The 18,664-nt window shown below is 66.8% G+C and carries 8 protein-coding genes; 5 read left to right on the top strand and 3 right to left on the bottom strand.

The window, feature by feature from the left end; genetic code table 11:
• Positions 1-57: 57 nt before the first annotated feature.
• Complete coding sequence (locus tag AAF604_23720; protein ID MEM7052693.1) at positions 58-2,526, bottom strand: choice-of-anchor D domain-containing protein; 2,469 nt, start codon at positions 2,524-2,526, stop codon at positions 58-60.
• A 239-nt stretch (positions 2,527-2,765) separates the two neighbouring features.
• Here AAF604_23720 and AAF604_23715 point away from each other — a divergent pair, with 239 nt between their 5' ends.
• On the top strand, positions 2,766-4,514 hold the full coding sequence (locus AAF604_23715) for a sigma 54-interacting transcriptional regulator (GenBank protein MEM7052692.1): 1,749 nt from the start codon (positions 2,766-2,768) through the stop codon (positions 4,512-4,514).
• Positions 4,515-4,567: 53 nt separating this feature from the next.
• Entirely contained in the window at positions 4,568-5,182 is a 615-nt protein-coding gene (locus AAF604_23710; protein ID MEM7052691.1) for a hypothetical protein, read from the top strand.
• A gap of 13 nt (positions 5,183-5,195) precedes the next feature.
• Here AAF604_23710 and AAF604_23705 read toward each other — a convergent pair whose 3' ends face one another.
• Together AAF604_23705 and AAF604_23700 are read right to left on the bottom strand one after the other, a co-directional pair.
• Complete coding sequence (locus AAF604_23705) at positions 5,196-7,889, bottom strand: serine/threonine-protein kinase (protein ID MEM7052690.1); 2,694 nt, start codon at positions 7,887-7,889, stop codon at positions 5,196-5,198.
• Complete coding sequence (locus AAF604_23700; protein MEM7052689.1) at positions 7,886-8,416, bottom strand: ECF-type sigma factor; 531 nt, start codon at positions 8,414-8,416, stop codon at positions 7,886-7,888. Before AAF604_23700 ends, AAF604_23705 begins: the two co-directional genes overlap by 4 nt.
• Before the next feature lie 231 nt (positions 8,417-8,647).
• Between AAF604_23700 and AAF604_23695 the strand changes: the two genes are divergently transcribed.
• The 3 genes from AAF604_23695 to ggt all read left to right on the top strand — a co-directional run bounded on the left by AAF604_23695 (position 8,648) and on the right by ggt (position 18,503).
• Positions 8,648-13,051 (top strand): Ig-like domain-containing protein, encoded by a 4,404-nt coding sequence (locus tag AAF604_23695; GenBank protein ID MEM7052688.1) that lies wholly within the window; start codon positions 8,648-8,650, stop codon positions 13,049-13,051.
• A gap of 147 nt (positions 13,052-13,198) precedes the next feature.
• The gene (locus AAF604_23690) at positions 13,199-16,456 is read left to right on the top strand and encodes an amidohydrolase family protein (GenBank protein ID MEM7052687.1); all 3,258 of its coding nucleotides are present in this window, start codon (positions 13,199-13,201) and stop codon (positions 16,454-16,456) included.
• Positions 16,457-16,793: 337 nt separating this feature from the next.
• Positions 16,794-18,503 carry a gamma-glutamyltransferase gene (gene ggt, locus AAF604_23685; protein ID MEM7052686.1) on the top strand — a complete coding sequence of 570 codons (1,710 nt, stop codon included), beginning with the start codon at positions 16,794-16,796 and terminating at the stop codon, positions 18,501-18,503.
• The last annotated feature ends 161 nt before the right edge of the window (positions 18,504-18,664 follow it).

Below are 18,664 nucleotides of genomic sequence, written 5' to 3'. Positions count from 1 at the left end.
CAGAAATCTGTGAATAGATCAGGAAGACCACAAACACTGGGAAATTGATCTCATCACTTACGAATATTTACAAAGCAAAATTGCGGTGACCCTTGCATGATAATTGTAGAGTTCGGTCATAGGCACCACCCGGACGGCGGCGCCGGTGCGGCCGGCCGGGGCATCGACGACCAGGTTGTAGAAGTCGATCACCCGCGGATCACTGCAGTCGACCTCGATCTCCATCGAACGGCCGTTGGGGGCGATCGAGAGGACCCGGACCGCCGGCGTCCAGCGCGGAGGGTCGTTGGCGGTCAAGGGGCCGTCGGGCACGAAGGCCCCCGCGCCGTGGAAGCCCCGGCCGGTCAAAGTGACCACCGTCACCTCGCCCTGCGGCAACACGTCCGGCGCTACGGCGGTGATCTCCAGCGCCGCCACGTCGGTGACCTCGAGGGTGAGCTCGGTGCTCCGGGAGCGCCCGCCGGAAGTGCCCGTGACGCTCAGCGGGTAAGTGCCCGGAGGTGTGGTGATGGAGGTTGCCAAAGTCAACGTGGCGCTGCTGCCGGCGGCCGTCGTCGCCGGCTGAAAGCTCGCCGTCACGGCGGCCGGAAGGCCGCTGATGGCGAGGGCGATGTCGTCCGAGAACTCGAATTCCGGCAGCGTGCTGATGGTGGCCGTGGCGCTCGCGCCATGGGTCACCGCCAAGCTGGTCGGGGAGCCGGCGAGGGAGAAGTCCGGTTCACCGGTACGGCCTTCGACCTGGAACGCGAACGGCGACGACGACGGGCCGTCGTGCTCGATGGTGACGGTGCCGGTCCAGGTGTTGCTCTGCTGCGACAGGAGAGCGACCCGGAAGTCTTCCTGCCCGCCCGGTGGGATCCGCGGGTTCTCGATGCCGTTGGCGTTGACGAAGAAGCTCTGGCCGCTGACCAGAGAATTGGGGTTGAGGATCGTCAGGTCGCTCTCGCCGTGGTTCTCGATCACGAAGCGGACGCTGTTGCTGGTGCCGACGGCGGTGTCCGGGAAGGGCACCAGATCGCCGGGAGCGAGGATGGTGCCGGCTCCGGTGCGAACCGAGATCTCCGGCGCCGCGCGCACTTCGCCGCGCACCTGCCACTGGAAGGGTGAGTCGTTGGAGTCGATGATGACGACGGCGTTGAACAGGCCGACGACGTCGCGCCGGAAGCGGACGTTGAGGGTTGCCTGCCCGCCGGGCGGCAGCACCGTGGGGGGCACGATGCCGGTGAAGACGAAGCGCGTCGCGCCGCCCTGGATCGAGATCGCGGAGAGATCGAGGTCTTGATCACCGCGGTTGGTGAGGGTGAAGAGGCGGAAGATCGGTCCGGCGTCGGAACGGCCGACGACGCCATAGTCGACCAGCTCACCGGAGCTCAGCACCCGGCCGCCGTCGCGCACCTCGAGGTGTGGGCCGTTGCCGACGATGCGACCGCGCACTTGCCACGAGAAGGGGTCGTCGTCGGGGTCGTTGGTGCGCAGGGTGACGGTGTGGGTGTGGGTGCCCAGGACGTTGCGTCGGAAGCGCACGTTGAGCTGCGTGCTGGCGCCCGGGGCGAGGGTGATCGGCGGCACGACGCCGGTGAAGACGAAGCGGTCGCCGCCGCTGATCGTGACGCTCGTCAGGTCGAGCGGTAGGGTGCCGCGGTTGGTGAGGGTGTAGAGGCGGTAGACCGGGCTGCTGGTGGCGGTGAGGCTGTAGGTGCCGTAGTCCACCAGAGAGCCCGCCGCCAGCGGAGTGCCGCCATCGCTCACTTCGAGGGCCGGTTCACTGACCGTGACCGTGCCGCGCACCTGCCACGAGAATGAGCCCTGCTCGGGGTCGTTGCTGGTCAGCGCGACGCTGGCCTGGAAGGTGCCGGCACGGTCGCGCCGGAAGCGCACGTTCAGCGTCGTGCTGGCTCCGGGAGCGAGGCTGATGGGCGGCACGACGCCGGTGTAGACGAAGCGGTCGCTGCCGGTGATCTCGATCGCCGAGAGGTCGAGGGGAAGGGCACCGGCGTTGCGCAGCTCGTAGAGGCGGTAGACCGGGTTGGTGTTCGGTGTCTGGGTCCAGCTGCCGTAGTCGACCAGGGTGCCGGCCGCCAGGGGGCTCGCACCGTCACGGACCTCGAGGACCGGGCGGTTGGGAGCGACGGTGCCCTGAACGTGGAAGGAGAAGGCGGGGGCTCCCGGGTCGTTGGAGGTCAGGGTGACGGTGTGGGTGTGGGTGCCCAGGACGTTGCGACGGAATCGCACGTTGAGGCGAGTGCTGTCGCCGGGGGCGAGGCTGATGGGCGGTACGACGCCGGTGAAGACGAAGCGTTCGCCGCCGGTGATCTCGATCGCCGAGAGGTCGAGGGTCTGATTGCCCGTGTTGGTCAGGTCGAAGAAGTAGTAGACCGGGCTGTTGCCGGTGGTCTGGGCGAAGAGGCCGTAGTCGATGAGGGCTCCCGGGGTGACGGTTTGGCCGCTATCGAGCACGGTGAGCTGAGGCGCCGCCTCGGCAGAGGCGGCGAAGACGAAGAGGGCGAAGCAGCAGATCCACCGCATCAGGCGTCTCGTCGGGCTTGGCATGGAGTCTCCTTGTGAGCGATCGTCTTGAGCGTTCCGGCGGTCCTGTGACCGACTCGAGACCTCATTTCAATCCCCATGCCTTCCGGATGATTCTGTCTATATCATTGCAATGAAAGTCTTTATGGGGTCTTCGGGAATTCTCGAGGGTGGCTGCACTGCCCACCCGTTGGGCGCATTGCCCACGTCGTGAGCATTCCGGCATACTGGGTGGCGCCATGACGGAGGCCTCTTTTCGCTACCGCCTGCGATCCTCGAACGGGTCGAACCCAAGCCGCTTCGTGATGCGCGGCGAGCGGGCGACGATCGGCAGCGATGGCGACTGCGATTGGGTCTTGACGGTGCGCGGCGTGTCGCGCCGTCATGCCGATCTGGAGGTTCGCGGCTTCGAGCTGTGGGTGTGCGACCGCGACAGCAAGAACGGCGTCTTCCGCAACGATCAGCCGGTGCAGGAAGCCCGTTTGGGCGTTGGCGATCGTCTTCGCTTGGGAACGACCGAGTGGATCGTCGAGCGGGTCGAGGCCGACGATGCCGATCTCGGACTGGCCCTCGGGGGCGCCGAGGCGACCGCTCGGCGGCCGACCGTGACCGCCCAGTTGACGCAGCGCGAACGGGCTCGCCTCGAGCCTTGGCTCGACTTGCTGGAGGCGGTGGTGGCGCAGCTCTCGTGGCCCACCGGCGGCGATCGCGTGGCGGCCTTGGAGGAGATGGTGGCGACTCTCGGCGCCCGCGGCGCGGCCTTGCTGGAGGCTGGCCCCCGGGGGCGCTCCCGCATTCTGGCCAAGGTTGGAGAGTTGCCGCCGGGGCGCGGGCCGCTCGCTGCTGCCGAGGAGGCCGACGGGCGCCTGGTCGCTCTGCTGGCGCGCCGCGGCCGGGCGGACCTGCAACTGGTGGTCTGGGGAGATGGTGTCGAGAAGTCGGCGGAGCGTCTTCTCACCACCGCTCTGCAGCTTTTCGCGGCCTTCGAGGCGTCCCCGCCGATGGCCGATCCGCAGCCGCCCGCGGTCGGCGACTCGGAGCTGGTCTTCGGTGCCGATTACGTGCGCGGACAGTCGGCGGTGATGCGGGATCTTTATCGCCAGATGGCGACTCTGGCGGACAGCGACCTGCCGGTGTTGGTGCGTGGCGAGACGGGTGTCGGCAAGGAGCCCGTGGCGCGCGCCCTCCACGCTTCTTCGGCTCGCCGCGACGGTCCTTTCGTGGCCCTCAACTGTGCCGCTTTGCCAGAGGAGTTGCTCGAAGCCGAGCTCTTCGGAATCGGTGCCGGCGTCGCCACCGGGGTGCACGAGCGTCGCGGCCGGGTCGAAGAGGCGGACCGCGGCACCCTGTTCCTCGATGAGCTCGGCGAGCTTCCGCAGCCTCTGCAGGCGAAGCTTCTGCGAGTGCTCCAGGAACGCGAGGTCCTGCCCCTCGGCCGTCCGCCGATGCGGGTGGATGTGCGATTCGTCGCCGCCACCGGCCGCGATTTGACAGCGGCCATGGCGGCCGGCGAGTTTCGCTCCGACCTCTACTATCGGATCGCCGGTGGCGTGCTGGAGGTGCCGCCGCTGCGCGCTCGGCGGGGCGACCTTTCCCGTCTCATGCTGCACTTCCTCGAACGTGCCTGCCGAGAGACCGGCAAGAGCGTGCGGGGGCTGACCGTACGCGCCCTCGAATCCCTCGAGTCCCATAGCTGGCCCGGCAACGTGCGCGAGCTCGAGCACGAGATGCGTCGCCTGGTGATCGCCTGCCCGAACGGTGAGGCGATCGATTCGGCTCTGCTCTCAGAAGCAGTTCTCGCTGCGCCCGCGGTGGCGCCGACCAACTCATTGGTGATCGCAGAACAGGTGCGGGCCCTCGAGACGCGCTTGATTCGCGAGGCTCTGCGGCGCAGTCGCGGCAACCGCACGCGAGCCGCCGAGATGCTCGGCATCTCGCGCAACGGGTTGGCCAATCGCATCCGCCGCTGGTCCCTCGACGACGACTGAAGGTCGGTCGAGTCGCGACCGCTCCGGTGAGGTTTGCTGTATAAATTGCAGTCATGAGCAAATGTCATTCAGCCCTCGTCATCCTGCTGCTCGTCTCTGTCCTCACCGGATGCTCCGCAGAGAGCCCGGTGGTAACGTCGGCTGTCGCCGAAAGCCCACCACCGCCGGCGCCGAAGGTCGAACCGTCTTCGGGCCTCGCCGCACCGCCCTGGGTGGGCGAGCACTTCGAGGCCATGGTCGGGGTGTGGATCACCGACAACTCCGCCTACCTCAGCGAGAACGAACCCTTCGACCAGTACGGTATGGAGTGGTCTTGGGGGATTGGGGAGAAGAGTCTCGTCGGCCGTCTCTACGGCCTCCAGGAGGGGCGAGAAGTGGCGACCTTCTGGGAGTTCCGAGAGTTCTGGCATGTGGGTGAAGGTCACCTGGTGACCCAGCAGTTCGGCGGCGATGGTCGCTTCGGCGTCGGGCCCCACACCCGCACCGGCGAACACTCGACGGAGATGGTGCAGAGCTTCTTCGTGCCGCAGGGCGAGACCATGCGGGTGGGACACCGCTCGACCCGCCGCGACGGCGAGCTCACCACCGAGTCCTTCGACATCGATGGTGAGGGCGAGTGGAAGCCCCGGCGAAGCTACGTCTGGTTCCGCCAGGCGCCGACGCCCTGAGTCGTCCAGCTCGTCAGCCGCGATCGCGCTGGGCTAGATCGGCGAGCTGCTGACGCCCTGTGATGATTCTCAGGTCGCTGGTCGGTAAGTGGTCTTCGAGGACCGGAAGGCCGTTTTCCAGCAGCTCCTGAGCCGTTCCTGCGTCGCCCCGGGCGGCGAGGACGGACGCCAGGCCGCACTCCGCTTCGGCGATCCACCAGTGGTCCGGTTTCAGGCCCTGGCGGCGTCTTTCCAGAGCCACGCGATAGTGCTGCTCCGCCGCTCGCAGGTTGCCTTGGGCGGCTTCGAGGCGCCCGAAGCCGACGCGAACCGGGCTGAGGCGGAGAGGCTGTCCTTCCCACAGCCGGGTCAGGATGCTCTCCGCCCGCAGCAGTCGATCCCTTGCCACCGGAAAGTCGGCGGCGGCGGTCGCGATCTTGGCCTCGACGAGCAGGATCATGACCAGAGAATCGCCGGCCGCGGTGCCGAGCCGGCGGTGCAGCTCCAGCGATCGGGCGATCTGGCGCCGGGCCTCTTCGGGATCGCCGTCCTCGAGCTCGACCAGGCTGAGGTTGAGATGGACGACCGCCTGCTGGGCGAGGTCTTGCTGGCCCTCGGCGAAGCGCTCGAGGAGGTTGCGGTAGGTGTGCCGAGCATTCTCCAACCGGCCCTCGAAGTGCTGGAGGTAGGCGAGGGTGTTGAGGGAGGCGACGAGATCCGGGTGGTCCGGAGGCAAGATCCCTTCCTGCAGAGCGATCGCCTGGCGAACCGTGCCCTCGGCCTCGACGCGACGTCCCAGGAAGAGCTCGACGCCGGCGAGCATGTTGAGGGTCGGGGCGGTTCGGAGATGGTCGGGGCCGAGGCTTGATCGCTGCTCGGTCAAAGCCCGGCGGAGCGCCTTCTCGGCTTCGTCGAGGCGCTGCATGCGGAGCAGGCGAGAAGCCATCACCAAGCGGGTCTCGGCCAATCCCAGGAGGTTCGGTTGCGGTAACTGGCCCTGCAGCTCGAGGGCGCGCTGGTGCAGCTCGAGGGCTTCCCCGCTCTGCGCGCCCTGCAGCGAGCGGGCCAGTCCATTGAGGGCCGTAGTCTGGCTCGGATGGTCGCGGCCATCGCGCTCCTGGCGCAGCTCGAGGGCCTGCCGGAAGAGCTCACCGGCGGCCGCGAGGTCGGCGACGCGGAGGCGCTGTTCGCCGAGGCTTTCGAGGCTCTCGGCCACTTGGATATCGGCCCCATCGCCGAGCTGGCGACGCAGGGCGAGGGCTTCTTCGAGGGGAGCTCTGGCTTCGCCGTAGAGGCCGAGGGAGGTGTAGACCTGGCCCACCGTGTCGAGCACGGCGGCGCGCGCCAGTGGTTGATCGGCGAGCTCGCGATGAGCGCGACTCAGGCTGGCTTCGAGGAGTCGCCGGGCGCTGATGTCCCCTTCCCCCGAGACTGCTGGGTCGGCCGCTTGCAGCATCTCGACCACCATCTTCAGATTGCGGTCGGCGCGCTGCCGTTCGACGGCGTGGTGACGCGTCTCGCGCACCAGACCGATCGCCACCAGAATCAACAGGCTGGAGAGGGCGAAGGCGATCGCCACCGCCGTGCGATGGCGACGCACGAACTTGGCGGCGCGGTAGAGAGTGCTTCCGCGCCGAGCGTGGACCGGCCGGCGGGCCAGAAAGCGCCTCAAGTCGGCGGCGAAGGCCGCGACCGACGGATAGCGCTTGGTGGGCTCCTTGCGCAGGGCCTTGAGCAGAATGAAGTCGAGATCTCTGGGGAGCCTCCGTGGCCTACCGATGGTCGCGCTCGAGCTGGACTCGGAACGAGTGGCCGTGCTCGGCGGAGTCGGCTCCTGCTGGCAGATGGCGGCCTCGAGCTCATGGGCGGAGGGGCCGACGCGATAGGGCAGACGATCGGTCAGCAGCTCGTAGAGGACGACGGCCAGGGAGTAGAGGTCGCTGGCGGTGGTGATGGCTTCGCCGCGGACCTGCTCCGGGCTGGCGTAGGGCACCGTCATCGGCCGTGAACCGGTGTGGGTGACGACGTCGGCAGGGGCCGGCGAGAGCGCCTTGGCGATGCCGAAGTCGAGCAGCTTGAGATGCCCCTCGGCGGTCACCAGGACATTGCTCGGCTTCAGGTCGCGGTGGACGAGGAGGTTCTGGTGGGCATGCTCGATCGCCTCGCAGAGGGTGAGCACGAGCTCGATGCGTTGGCCGATGCCGAGCTCGCGCTCGGCGCAGAAACGGTCGATCGGCAGGCCTTCGACCAGCTCCATGACGAGATAAGGGCGGCCGTCCGGCGTGCTGCCGCCGTCGTGGAGGCGGGCGATGTTGGGGTGCCGAAGGCGTGCCAGGATTTGTCGCTCGGTGCGAAACCGAACCTCCTGATCCGATCCCGCGGCCTCTCGCAGCAGCACCTTGACGGCGACTCGATTCTGGTACTCGTCGTCCTCACGTTCGGCCAGAAAGACGCTGCCCATCCCGCCCTGGGCGATGAGACTGCGAATTCGGTAGGCGCCGAGGCGCTGTCCGATCACCCCGTGGTCCGGCTGGGGCAGCAGTCGTCCGGGCGCATGGTCGAGAAAGCAGTCGGAGCGCTCGGCGGCGGAGAGCAGCTGGCGCACCAGGGCGAGCAGGCTCGGGTCGCCTTCGCACAGGGCTTCGGCGTGACGGCTGCGCTGTTCCCGAGGCAGGTCGAGGAGCGCCTCGAGAAGCGCGTCGGCGCGCTGCCACTGGCGGTCCTTCAATCACGTCTCCCGTGCTCGAGCTCGACCAGCAGCCAGGCCCGGGCTCGGGCCCACTCCCGTTCGACGGTGCGCGAGCACTTGCCGAGGCAGCGGGCGATCTCCGCGGTGGTCAGACCGCCGAAGAACCGCATCTCCACGATCCTCGCCTTGTCGGCGTCGTGCGTCTCGAGACGGCCCAGGGCGACATCCAGATCGAGTAAATCCACCGAGTCGGGGGCCGCCCACAGGAGGTCGTCGGCCAGGGTGATGCGGGCCGCGCCGGCGCCGCGCTTGGCTCGCCCGCGGGCGCGGGCGTGATCGCACAGGACGCGCCGCATGGTGCGGGCGGCGAGACTCAGGAAGTGATCCCGGTCCAGGGCCGACCAGCGGTCGCTCTCGCTCAAGCGAATCCAAGCCTCGTGCACCAGGGCGGTCGGCTGCAGCGTATGGCCGGCCTTCTCGAAGCGGAAGTAGTGGCCCGCCAGGCGCCGGAGCTCGCGGTAGACCTCCTCCGGCTGCTGGGGGTTGGCGACGGGGAGTGGTTGCATCAGATTCGATTCAGATCTCACAAAGGGTGCTTACGCCGAGTCGCCTGTCGCGGTTTGGGAGTCCCCGTCGCTACCTGTCACGAACGGCAACTGCATCGGGAGATTCGCGACATGCTTCGAAAACGCTCATCCAGAAACCGCTTTGAAAAATCGACCTTTTCCTCGTGGTGTTTCGTACTGGTCCTAATGGTGGCGGCCTGTTTTTATTCAATGCCAGCCGGCGCCTGTTGGGTGATCGAGCCCGGGGACCCTCGCCTTTGGTGGACCCTGAGCGACGAGATCTCGAGCCGCGAGCTGCGCGATCGTTGTTTTGATCCCAGCGATCATCAGCTGCGCTACCTGGAGGCGGTGGCGGTGGGAGCGCAGCGGGATCTTTCGGATCATGAGCTGGCGGGGATCGATCTCTTCGTCGATGGCGAGAGGAATCCCGAGTTGGTACCCCTGTGGGTGGCGTTTCATGTCTTCAGCTCCCAGGGCGGTGATCGCACCAGAATCTTCACTGCTCGCAGTCAGCTCCACCGATTTGGAATCTCTGTCGGGGGACAGGATCAGATCCTTGCTGCGGTGAGCAATCTCGAGGCGGAGGCTCAGCTTTCTTTGGTTTCCGACCCGCGAGCGCTCGAAACCACGACTCTCGCTTCGATGGAGGGACTTCAAGGCTCCCTGCCTAGAGATGACTGGAGAGGACTGCGACGTCTCCTGTTCGAGCTCGTGGCGCCATCGGTCTCAGTCGTTGGTCGCAACGACGAGGACTTCTTACTGTTGACCAAGCCGGTAGTCGAAATCGACTATGCCGACAATGGCTCCGTCTCGTTTGCCGACGTGGCGGTCTCCGAGGGGGTGATGTGGTACTTCTGCCGTGGCGAATGCGAATTCGTCGATGGCGGCTTCTTGACGGTCGGATGTCATCTCACGGATGAGCACGAGCCACCCGTCGAATTGAGCCCTCCGTATCGCTTCGGTGAGATCGAGCACAAGGACGACGCCTGGTTCAGCGGCGGTGTGCATGCGACGAACCACCTCCAGAAAGTGACGTGCTTTGGCACCTCGACCGGGCGTATGGACCATCCTGCTTGTATCAATGACCGAGGTTATGCCTATCGCGGCTGGACTGCGGGGCGGGCGAGCCGTGGCTTCGCTGGTGGCAATCTCGAGCTCTTCGAAGCGGTCTGGATCGATGAGCCTCAGGTCGAGTGTCGGGAAGTTCAGCCGCAGCACGAGATCGGCGGCACCGTTTCTGGTCTTGTCGGTGAACAAGAGTTCTGGGTTCGGATCAAAGCTTGGAACGAGCAAGATGAGCTCGAGAGCAATCGAACCAAACGTGCGACGGCCTCAGATCCCACGTTCTTGGCGGGCAACGACTACCGCCAAGGCTGGACCTACGAGATGGTGCCGATCTCCTCTCCTCCGGGGGCTGAATGTCTGATCGCGGGCCACGGAACGGGCCGAATCCAAACCGTCGAGTCCGACGTTGACGCGCAGGTGCTGTGCGGCAGCGCAGAGCCCCTGCCGCTCTGTGTCGAAGGTGAGCTGCCGAATGGTGCCTCGATTGGCGTTCGGGCGACGACCATGGTCGATGGCGAAGTTTCGGGCCAGACCAGCGACTCCTTCTCTCCGCCGGTCTGTAGCCAGATGTCCATGCATCGTGCGCCCGCGGGGGCGACTTGGACTCTCGAGTTGGAAGGCGCAAATCAGGAGCTCTGCGAGATCGTGGTCGGGTCAGGAACTTATGGATCGGGTGAGTCGGGAGAGTTGAGCTGTCGGTCCGAGAACTGCGGTCCCGGTGGCACCAGCACTCCCGGCGGTCCTTGCGAGTATCCGGTGACCGTCGACTTCGGAATCGAGCCCGGAACCGGGCCGGTCGATGTCGATCTCGAGCTCTGGCTCGTCGAGGGCGGAGATACGCAGAGTCGGTGGGATGTCATTCCCGGCCTGACAGGCGCCACCCAGCAGACGTTTCTGAGAGCGCTGCCCAACGGCACGTCCTATGTCGTACGGCCGAGGGTGGTGGCCCCGGAAGACCTGCTTTGCGATAACCCGGCTCCGGGTACGATTCAAAACGCTCCGGGCTTCGTGAGCCTCGGTTGTGGCATCGCCAGCGAGCCGACGTCGGACTTCTGCCACATCGATCCCGAGCTCTGCATTCTCGGCGATCCCGATCTCTTCTGCACCATCTCCGTCATCGAGTCGACGATTCCGACGATCGTGACGACGGAAAACTGCACCGGCCAGGACCCGATGACCGAGAACTGTGGCTTCTTTTCAGCACCGGACACCAGAATTCAAACCTTGCGGGTGGATTGTTGGACCTTCGGCTTTTCGTTGCTGGCGCCGCCGACCAGCCCTGCGATGCAGGCAGGTCAAGGAGTCGCGACCGAACCCGAAAGCGTCTCGTTCGCGGGTCCAACCGTTTACTTGCGTACCCGGACCAACCGACCTCTCCATCCGGCGGAGGGGTATCTCAAGATTCACGGAGTGGCCCGCGATGATCAGTTCGGAGTGTCCACCGTGCGGGTTTGGGTCGATGGTCAGCTGACCCCGCTCGAGAGCTTCGAGTTCGGTCTCACGGACGCGACGACCTGCTCTGAAATTCCCGCCCCGGGGTGCCGCTCCGACAGCACTTTCAGCGGTTACCTGGATCTGGCTTCCCTGAGCGATGGGCTTCACTCGGTGGTGGTGGTCGCAGACAGTGGCGGAGGGCCCCTCGCTTCCGGCGCCGACGGCTTCGACTTCGTGGTCGACCGCGGCGCGACGCCGCCGCACTGTCAGGGCGATACCACCGCTCCCGTCGCCACCATCCAGCGGCCCCTCGAAGGCCAGGTGGTCGAGCCCAACGCCAACGGTCGCATCACCCTCGACACCTGGGTGGCGGATCCTGCCGAGGTCGAGAAGGTCAGCTTCTATGTCGACAACCTGTGGGTGTGGGACGACGAGACCGACCCGTTCGTTCACAACTGGTTGGCGAGCGCAGGCGAACACACCGTCAAGGCCGCCGCCTTCGACGACTGCGGCAACTGGGCTTGGACCGAGAACACCGTCACCTTCACCGTCGGCACCGGCGATGGCGGTGGTGGTGGAGGGCCTTGCGGGAACGATGTTGCCGGTCCGACGGTCGTGGTCAGTGGTCCGGCCGATGGTGCGGTGGTCACTCCCAACGCCAACGGACGAGTGGCGCTCCAAGGAGTGGCATCGGACAGCTCCGGGGTCGATCGCCTGGAGTTCTTCATCGACGGCGTGGAGGTTTGGACCGACTCTACCTCGCCCTATGCCCACAACTGGCCATCGTCGGCCGGGTCCCATGACTTCAAATTGCGAGCTATCGACGCTTGTGGCAACGCCAGCTTTTCCGAAGAGATCACCTTCACCGTCGACTCGGGCTCGGGCGGTGGCTCCTGCAGCTCGGATGCTCAAGGGCCCTCCGCCTCGGTTCTCCGACCGACCGCAGGGTCGGTGGTGACGCCCAACGCGAACGGGCGGGTGACCCTCGAAGCAGCCGCTTCGGACGGCTCGGGAATCGATCGCGTCGAGTTCTTCATCGATGGCCAGGAGGTGTGGAGCGACGCGACGTCGCCTTACAGCCACAACTGGCCGGCGTCGGCGGGACCCCATGACTTCAAGGTGCGGGCGGTGGATGGCTGCGGGAACGCGACCTTCTCGTCCGAGGTGACCTTCACGGTCGAGGGCGATGGTGGGGGCGGAGGCGGTGGCTCATGCGCCGACGATGCTTCTGGCCCCACCATGGGCATCCTGCGGCCGGCGGACGGAGAGACGGTGACGCCGAACGGCAATGGCAGGGTGACCCTCGAGGCGAGCGCCACGGACGCCGGCGGCGTCGATCTCGTCGAGCTCTACGTCGACGGTGGCCTGGTCCACAGCGACGAGACTTCGCCCTATGCGCACAACTGGTTGGCGAGCGCGGGGCAACACGAGCTCGCCGCCAAGGGATTCGACGCCTGCGGCAACCAAGCCTGGTCGTCTGCGGTGGTGTTCACCGTCGAAGGCTCCTCCGGTGGCGGTTGCGCCAGCGATTCGACGCCACCGGCGGTGGGCGTCAGCTCGCCGTTGAACCAATCGACGGTCAGTCCGGGCAGTGATGGCACGGTGCCCCTGGCAGCCGTTGCCTCGGACAACTCGGGCATCGCCAAGGTCGATTTCTTGATCGATGGAAGCTGGGTCGGCTCGGATACGGCGGCTCCCTATGGCGTCTCCTGGAGCGCTTCGGCGGGTTCCCATGAGCTGCGCGTCAAGGCGAGCGACACCTGCGGCAACGTCCGCTGGTCGAGCCCCGTCGAGTTCACCGTCCCGGCACCGGATCCGTGCCTGGCCGATGGGACGGGTCCGACCCTGACCATCACCCATCCGACCGCGGGCCTGGTGATCGAAGGTGATGACAACGTCGTGCTGCTGGAGGCCACCGCCAGTGATCCGAGCGGCGTCGACCGAGTCGAGTTCTCGGTCGATGGCGTCTGGCAGCAAGGCTTTGTGAGTCCGCCCTTCAGTTTCTTCTGGGAACGAGAGGTCGGACCGCACACCTTCGATGCGGTGGCGCGGGACGGTTGTGGCAACGAGTCTTCGGCGTCGGTGTCCTTCACGGTGTCGCCACCGTCGGACGATCCCGACGAACCCGATTTCTAGCCCGACCTTCTCTCTCGAGTATCCGCTCCGCTCGGGACCGCCGGTGGCGATGGCGGTCCCGGATTCCCTTTCGACTCCGCTGCATGGCATCGCTATAGTCGGTCGGTTCGAAGCGACGATGACCGATCACCGACCGGAAAGATCCCCATGCGACGACTGCTGCTGCTCGCCCTGCCGCTGACCCTCTCCCTCTCCCTGCTCGGCTGGACCCACAATCATCACGAGGGTCCGGCGATGGCCGAGGATGCTCCGCCGGTCGATGCCGAGAAGGCGAAAGACGACTGGCGGGTCGATGCGCCACCGGAGGGCTTCGGCGAGCTCGAGATGGTCGACCTCGATGTCGACGAGGGCACCTGGATGAGCCTCGATGTCTCTCCCGATGGGCGAGAGATCGTGTTCGATCTCCTCGGCGACCTCTACCTGCTGCCGATCTCCGGCGGCGAGGCGCGCAATCTGACCTCGGGCCTCGCCTGGGACATGCAGCCGCGCTTCAGCCCTGATGGCGAGACCATCGCCTTCACCAGCGATCGTGGCGGCGGCGACAACATCTGGCTCATCGATCGCGACGGCGAGAATGCCCGGGCGGTGACGGACGAGAGCTTCCGTCTGCTCAACAGCCCGGCCTGGACGCCGGATGGCGAGTTCCTGGTGGCCCGCAAGCACTTCACCTCGCGGCGCTCCCTGGGGGCGGGCGAGATGTGGCTCTACCACCGCAGCGGCGGCGATGGCCTACAGGTGGTGGAGAAGCCCAACGAGCAGAAGGACCTCGGCGAGCCGGCGCTGTCGCCCGACGGCCGCTATCTCTACTTCAGCCAGGACACCACCCCCGGCAGCCGCTTCGAGTACAGCAAGGATCCCAACACGCAGATCTACGAGATTCGGCGCCTCGACCGCCGCGATGGACGCATCGTCGACCTGGTCGGCGGCCCCGGAGGCGCGGTGCGGCCGACGCCTTCGCCGGACGGCGAGAGCCTCGCCTTCGTGCGCCGCGAGCGCACTCGCAGTGTGCTCTTCCTGAAGGACCTCGAATCCGGTGAGGAAACCCCCCTCTACCGCGATCTCGACCGCGACATGCAGGAGACCTGGGCGATTCACGGCGTCTACCCGACTTTCGCCTGGCTGCCCGACTCCTCGGCCTTGGTGGCGTGGGCCGGCGGCAAGATCCAGCGCATCGACGCGGTCACCGGCGAGGCGGTGGTGATTCCCTTCCGGGTGCGCGATCAGCGCGCCGTGGCGTCGGCTCTGCGGCTGCCGGTGGAGGTGCACCCGGAGGAGTTTCCGGTGCGCATGCTGCGCTGGGTGCGGGTCTCGCCGCAGGGTGATCGGGTGGTGTTCCAAGCCCTCGGTTACCTGTGGATTCGCGATCTCGAGAGCGGTGACGTTCGGCGCCTGACCCGCCAGCGGGACCACGGTGAGTTCTACCCGGCGTTCTCGCGCGATGGTCGGTCGATCGTCTACACCACCTGGCACGATGGTGACCTCGGCACGGTGCGAGTGGCACCGGCGAGCGGCGGTGAGGGTCGGGTGGTGAGCCAGGCGCCGGGACACTATGTCGAGCCCGAGTTCGCCCCCGACGGCATGAGCGTGGTCTACCGCAAGGTGAGCGGCGGCTGGTTGCGAACCCCGACCTGGTCGGCCGATCCGGGCGTTTACCACCAGCCCCTCGAGGGCGGCGGGAAACCGCGACTGGTCACCCGCGATGGCTTCGATCCGCACTTCGGAGGAACCTCCGATCGCGTCTTCGTGACCCGCTTCGGCGACGATCGGCGGCTGATCTCCCTCGAGCTCGATGGCGACGACGAGCGGGAGCACGTCCACAGCAAGGCGGCGACCGAGCTGCGAGTGTCGCCGGACGGTCGCTGGCTGGCCTTCCGGGAACGTTTCAAAGCCTTCGTGACGCCGCTGGTGGCGATCGGCAAGAGCGTCGAGATCAGTCCGAAGGGCACCAGCCTGCCGCTCGCCCAGGTGTCGCAGGCGGCCGGCGAGTACCTGCACTGGTCCGGTGACTCGCAGCGGCTCTACTGGGCCCTTGGAGCGACCCTCTCGACCCTCGAGGTCGAGCGCGCCTTCGCCGAGGATCGCGGCGACGAGCCGCTGCCGGTGTTGGAACGCGAGATCGGCTTCTCGGTGGCGAGCGACCGTCCCGAGGGGCGGCTGGCGCTGGTCGGCGGCCGGGTGATCACGATGCGCGGCGACGAGGTGCTGGAGGATGCGACGGTGCTGGTCGACGGCCATCGCATCGTCGCTGTCGGAGCTCGCGGTGAAGTCGACGTGCCGGCCGGCACCCACATCGTGGATGTCTCCGGCAAGACGGTGATCCCGGGCCTGGTGGACGTCCACTGGCACGGCGCCATGGGGCAGAACGGCATGTTGCCGCAGCAGAACTGGGGCCACTACGCCACCCTCGCCTACGGCGTCACCACGGTGCACGATCCGTCGAACGACACGGCGACGGTGTTTGCGGCGGCGGAGCTGGCGCGGGCGGGGCAGATCACGGCGCCGCGGATTTTCTCGACGGGCACCATCCTGTATGGCGCCAAGGGTGACTTCAAGGCCGAGGTCGACAGCCTGGAGGACGCGCGCTTTCACGTCTCGCGGCTGCAGAAGGTGGGGGCGATCAGCGTCAAGAGCTACAACCAGCCGCGCCGCGACCAGCGCCAGCAGGTGATGACCGCCGCCCGCGAGCTCGGCATGATGGTGGTGCCCGAGGGCGGCTCCCTGTTTCAGCACAACATGACCATGGTGGTCGACGGTCACACCGGCATCGAGCACTCGATTCCGGTCGCGGCGATCTACGAGGACGTGCGCCAGCTATGGGGTGCGACGGAGGTCTACTACACCCCGACCCTGGGGGTGGCCTATGGCGGCAACTGGGGCGAGCACTACTGGTACGCCAAGACCAAGGTATGGGAGGACGAACGCCTGCTCACCTTCGTGCCGCGGCGCCTGATCGATGCCCGGTCGCGTCGCCGCATGCTGGCGCCGGATGACGAGTGGGGGCACATCGACAATGCCCGCGTCGCCACCGAGCTCGCCCGCCGGGGGGTCGGCGTCACCATCGGTGCCCACGGGCAGCGCGAAGGGCTGGCCACCCATTGGGAGATGTGGATGCTCGAGCAGGGTGGCATGACGCCGCACGAGGCGCTGCGCGCCGGCACTCTGGTGGGCGCCCGTTACCTCGGCTTCGACGCCGACGTCGGCTCCATCGAGGTCGGCAAGCTGGCCGACCTGGTGGTGCTGTCGGGCAATCCCCTCGACGATCTACGGCAGACCACCTCCGTCGAGCATCTGGTGCTCAACGGCCGCCTCTACGACGGCCGGAGCCTCGACCAGGTGTATCCGGATCGCCTGCCGGTCGAGCCCTTCTACTGGCAGCGCGAGCCGGGTTTCTTCTCGCGGCGCTGAGGCCTGCTCCGGCGAGCTGAGGGCCGGGTCCGCCGCCGAAGCGGCGAACCCGGAGAGAGGAGGTCTGACGAGGGATGGGGTCCGGCCGAGCCCCGCGGGGCGAGAGTCGGCCGGTGTGCTGGGGAGCACCGGGGTGAGCCGGCCGTGCCGGGCCGGTTGGGCGGTCGAGGCGAATGACCCCGTCGCCGAGCCGTATCTTGGCGTCCGAATCTCGCGAAAGTGTCACGAAAATCTGGAGAAACCGGCCCGTTCCGAGGCACGGATCCTCACTGGAGCGAGGGTCTCGAGGAGTCGGAGGCCGTCGTATACTCCAACTTCAATTTCTTCGGAGATCCTCATGAAGCGCCTTCCCTTGCTGCTCTGCTTCGCTCTGCTGCTGGTGGCGGTCCGCACCGGTGATCTGTCGGCCTACGATCGCGTCACCGGCAAAACCTTCGCCAGCCGATCGGAAGTGATCGCGCGCCACGGCATGGCTGCCACCAGTCAGCCCCTCGCCACCCAGATCGCCCTCGACATCCTCAAGGCCGGCGGCAGTGCCGTCGACGCGGCGATCGCCGCCAACGCCGCCCTCGGTCTGATGGAGCCCACCGGCTGCGGCATCGGAGGAGACCTGTACGCCATCGTCTGGGATGCGGAAAAGGGCGAGCTGGCGGGGCTCAATGGCAGTGGCCGATCGCCCCGCTCCCTGTCCCTGGAGGAGTTCGAGAAGCGCGGCCTCGACAAGATTCCCAGCCATGGTCCCCTGCCGGTCACCGTGCCGGGGGCCGTCGATGGCTGGTTCAGCCTGCATGAGCGCTACGGCAAACTGCCGATGGCGGAGGTCCTGGCGCCGGCCATTCGCTATGCCCGCGAAGGCTTCCCGGTCAGCGAGCTGATCGCTTACTACTGGGGGCGTAGCGCCACCTTCCTGTCGCGCTATCCGGGGTTCGCGGACACCTTCGCACCCGATGGCCGCGGGCCCCGCAAGGGCGAAATCTTCCGCAACCCCAACCTGGCGAACACCTACGAGACCCTGGCGCGGGAAGGGCGCGACGCCTTCTACCGCGGCTCCATCGCGCGCACCATCGACGCCTACATGAAGGAGCACGGCGGCTTCCTCTCCTACGAGGATCTGGCGGCCCACCGCTCCGAGTGGGTCGATCCGGTCTCGACCTCTTACCGCGGCTACGACGTCTGGCAGCTACCGCCCAACGGGCAGGGGATCGCGGTACTGCAGATCCTCAATCTGCTGGAGGACTATGACCTCGCCGCCATGGGATTCGGCAGCAGCGAGTATGTCCATCACTTCCTCGAAGCCAAGAAGCTGGTCTTCGAAGACCGCGCCAAGTGGTATGCGGACACGGCCTTCAACGAGATCCCGGTGGCGGCTCTGATCTCCAAGGAGTACGCTGCCGAGCGCCGAGCTCTGATCGATCCGAAGCGCGCCGCGCGCCGCCTCGAAGCCGGCAATCCCGCCCTCGAGCACGGCGACACCATCTACCTGACGGTGGCGGACAAGGACCGCAACATGGTGTCCCTGATCCAGAGCAATTACCGCGGCATGGGGTCCGGGATGACTCCCGGTGATCTCGGCTTCGTCCTGCAGGACCGCGGCGAGCTGTTCACCTTCGAGGCCGGCCACTTCAACGTCTACGAGCCCGGCAAGCGGCCGTTCCACACCATCATTCCGGGCTTCGTCACCAAGGACGGCAAGCCCTGGATGTCCTTCGGGGTGATGGGCGGCGCAACCCAGCCGCAGGCCCAGGCCCAGGTGTTGATCAACATGATCGACTTCGGCATGAACCTGCAGGAAGCCGGCGATGCCCCGCGCATTCTGCACTCCGGTTCGTCCCAACCCACCGGTGAGGTGATGGACGATGGCGGTCAGGTGTCTCTCGAGACCGGCTTCGATTATCAGGTGGTGCGAGACCTGATGAGCCGGGGCCACCGAATCGGCTCCCGGGTCGGTCCCTTCGGCGGCTACCAGGCGATCCTCTACGACGCCGGGCAGGACGTCTTCTACGGCGCTTCCGAGAGCCGCAAAGACGGGCAGGCGGCGGGGTACTGATTCGCGAGGGGGGCTTTTCATGGAGTTGCCCCGATTTTGTGGACAGAAACCGTGCCTATGAGAATAGGCCTGGAGGAGTTCACAAAATGGTTGAGAAGCGTCGTCGTTTCAGTGAGGAGTTCAAGCGCGAGGCGGTTCGTCTGGCGTACGAGAGCGGTCGT

This window comes from Acidobacteriota bacterium (genome assembly GCA_039028635.1).
In the GTDB taxonomy this organism is placed as follows: Bacteria; Acidobacteriota; Thermoanaerobaculia; order Multivoradales; family JBCCEF01; genus JBCCEF01.
Note: the sequence above shows the minus strand (reverse complement) of the source record. Positions and strands in the feature narration are given on the sequence as shown.